We start from the raw sequence: 2,500 nt of genomic DNA, 5'->3' as shown, positions 1-2,500 counted from the left end.
TATGACACCGTCTCTTAGCGCCAAAGTCCCTCGTGGTCATTGCTTGAGTGCCCCGGTGCTCAGGTCGAATTGAAGTACGTTGTTCACACTAGCGAGCACTCCCATCTGGTGGTAAGCAATGGCCGGTGATCCGTCCATTGGGTCCGGCTTCATAGTGATGCGCACCGCCGAGGTCAGCTGGCTAGGCTTGCCCCCCTCCGGTTCACGCAGGTTGTTAAGAGTTTCGCCATAGCGATCAATTTTCCATATGGCTTCGATGCTAACCGCCACCATGCCAGACAAACGTTGTACGTCGAAGCGGAGTTCAGGCGCACTTGGATCGCGCAATGCCAAGTACGCGCCGCCTGCCATAACCAAATCCGAACCGGGTTCACGCATCTGTTGCAATGTAGCGCGCGATAATGCCGCTCTCGCAAACTCAGGATCAAGAAAGCGAGTAACTGTGGCCAGCATTTCTTCGCTGCGCCCGCATGTGTTGTAGAGTTGTCGGAGCTCTGCAGAGGATTGATATGCGGGGTCGCCCACAATGTCTGAACCGAGCAGGCCTCCCACCAGGTTTCGGCTATAGCTGACGACGGCACGACCTCCCTCGATGGCCGCATCCGCGTAACCATAATCCGACTTCGGTAGTGTCAGGCGCAGTTTTCCCGCGTGCTCGGCGTAGCCGCTACCCACCACGAAGCCGTTAAGGGTAGTGGTCTCCGTCGGTGCCAAGGCCAACGCATTGCACATTGCCGCTGCAATATCGTCCGGCAGATCGGTGATGAAATGGCTTTGCGCCTCGACTCGGTCGAGTTGGCCTGTGAGAGTGTGTGCCATATCAATGCCACCGCGCACGCCCAACGGCTTCAGCTGCGCATCAGAAAGCATATCGACGAGTTTGCTGACTACAGCGTGCCGATTGGCATCAATACGTTCGTCCCGATGGGCGGCATCCATTTCGGCCTGCACCGTTTCGGTAGATGTAACCCCTCTGCTCAGCTCGGAGGCAACTATCCGCTCACGCAACAACGTCGCAGTAATCGCACGATCGGTGGTGTCTTTCGTTACCGCCCCTGCTCTGATCGCTGGCGGCAGTCTCCCGTGCACGCGAGCGTACTGGATCTCCGCCTCGCTGACTTCGCGCGCGTCCACCAATTTCGGTTGGCCAAGGACCTTCTGCGCAAGATTGTCAACGCCGTCCCGCAATTGTCCGGAGTATGGTGCGATGGCTTCGCCGATGGTCGTCAGTACCGGAGCGTACTCCCGCAGCGGTTTCAAGTAGTCGCCGCTTCCGGTGAGAAACTCGTTCACCTGCCCGGCAAACATACGGTATACGGCACTGTCAAGGGATTCAAACTCACGCTTCACCATAGTGCGTGTCAGAATGGCTTTGATCTGCCCCGCAATAAAATTGCCGCCAACGGTCCCGGCTAGAGCGGTTCGCATGTAGTCTTCCAGCGGCTTCCAGCCGTGCATCTTCACATGCGTAGCGACAATCTTCTCTGCGGCGTGGTCTCCAACCAAGGCGCCGCCAACGGTACTTGTAGCATAGCCTGCGGCGCTGGCCAGCAAAGCCTTTCCAGCCCTCACCATCGCTGAGTCTCGCGAGTACACCTCGGCTATGGGACTCGAGACAAGTTGCCCAACGGCCATCTTCATCCGAGCCAAGTCATTATCAATCAGCGCATCGCGAGTCAAAGGGACAAGCTCGGCAGAACGTTGCCCGAGTAACTTGTGATCGATAGCGTATTGGGTGCCCAGGTGGATGGCATCGCGCAGAATGCTTTGCGCCAGCGTATCCCGATTAATACTGCCCCTAGATACCCTATTGACCACCGCATTTAGTGTATCGAACTTATTCAGCGCGGCGAAGCCGAGCACCTTGCCTCCAATTCTAACGGTGGATGTCATTGTGCCTCACCTTCATGTTAGCGCCCCGTATCACCTCCGTCGTGCCATTGCTGACGTAATCAAGCAGCCCTTTTTGCCAGCGTTCGAGTTGGTTCACGAATGATTCCACCTCAGTCACGGCTACAATATCTTCAACGACCAGCGGAATATTGCGAAATAGAATCACCCTCTCTAACTGCGGGTCATAGCCGAAGTAATTTCCGTCTGTCGACAGACCAAACAGGTGTAGTTGCAACAGCAATTCGCACAAGCGCGAACGAGCATCCTGCCTCAGGCTATCGAGCCAAAACACCGTGGCAAACACCCGGACCACATCTTTCTGGACATCATGCTCAAAAACCACCTCCAAATGCTCATCGAAACAGATCGTGCACCCCCCGGACTGTTCAGCGACGCGGATATCCACGTGCGCGGCAGCACCTAGGGACTGGAGAAAGGTCTGGAAACTCATGGTACGTCCTCCTTGATGTGAAGAAATTCACGTTCACTCGATTTACGAGTCTCATCAGCGTCGAAGAGAGGTTTGCCGAGGCCGCTGCCGTGCGGCGAGCCGGTCTTGGCAAACAAGGGTGTGATGCCGCACTCTCGAATCGCGCCGCGCTGACCG

Annotated in this window: 2 protein-coding genes; both read right to left on the bottom strand. The window is 56.4% G+C overall.

The annotated features are described in order from the left end of the window. Nucleotides 1-36 precede the first annotated feature (36 nt). Nucleotides 37-1,893, bottom strand: coding sequence for a hypothetical protein (locus VL15_RS38805; RefSeq protein WP_048252183.1), 1,857 nt, complete (start codon nucleotides 1,891-1,893; stop codon nucleotides 37-39). Next, entirely contained in the window at nucleotides 1,877-2,344 is a 468-nt protein-coding gene (locus VL15_RS38800; protein ID WP_048252182.1) for a type III secretion system chaperone, read from the bottom strand. Before VL15_RS38800 ends, VL15_RS38805 begins: the two co-directional genes overlap by 17 nt. Nucleotides 2,345-2,500: the final 156 nt, after the last annotated feature.

Source organism: Burkholderia cepacia (assembly GCF_001039005.1).
In the GTDB taxonomy this organism is placed as follows: domain Bacteria; phylum Pseudomonadota; class Gammaproteobacteria; order Burkholderiales; family Burkholderiaceae; genus Burkholderia; species Burkholderia theae.
Note: the sequence above shows the minus strand (reverse complement) of the source record. Positions and strands in the feature narration are given on the sequence as shown.

Excerpts from the sequence above, each read along its gene's own strand:
- VL15_RS38805 (WP_048252183.1), bottom strand. The coding sequence starts at position 1,893 with ATGACATCCACCGTTAGAATTGGAGGCAAGGTGCTCGGCTTCGCCGCG.
- VL15_RS38800 (WP_048252182.1), bottom strand. The coding sequence starts at position 2,344 with ATGAGTTTCCAGACCTTTCTCCAGTCCCTAGGTGCTGCCGCGCACGTG.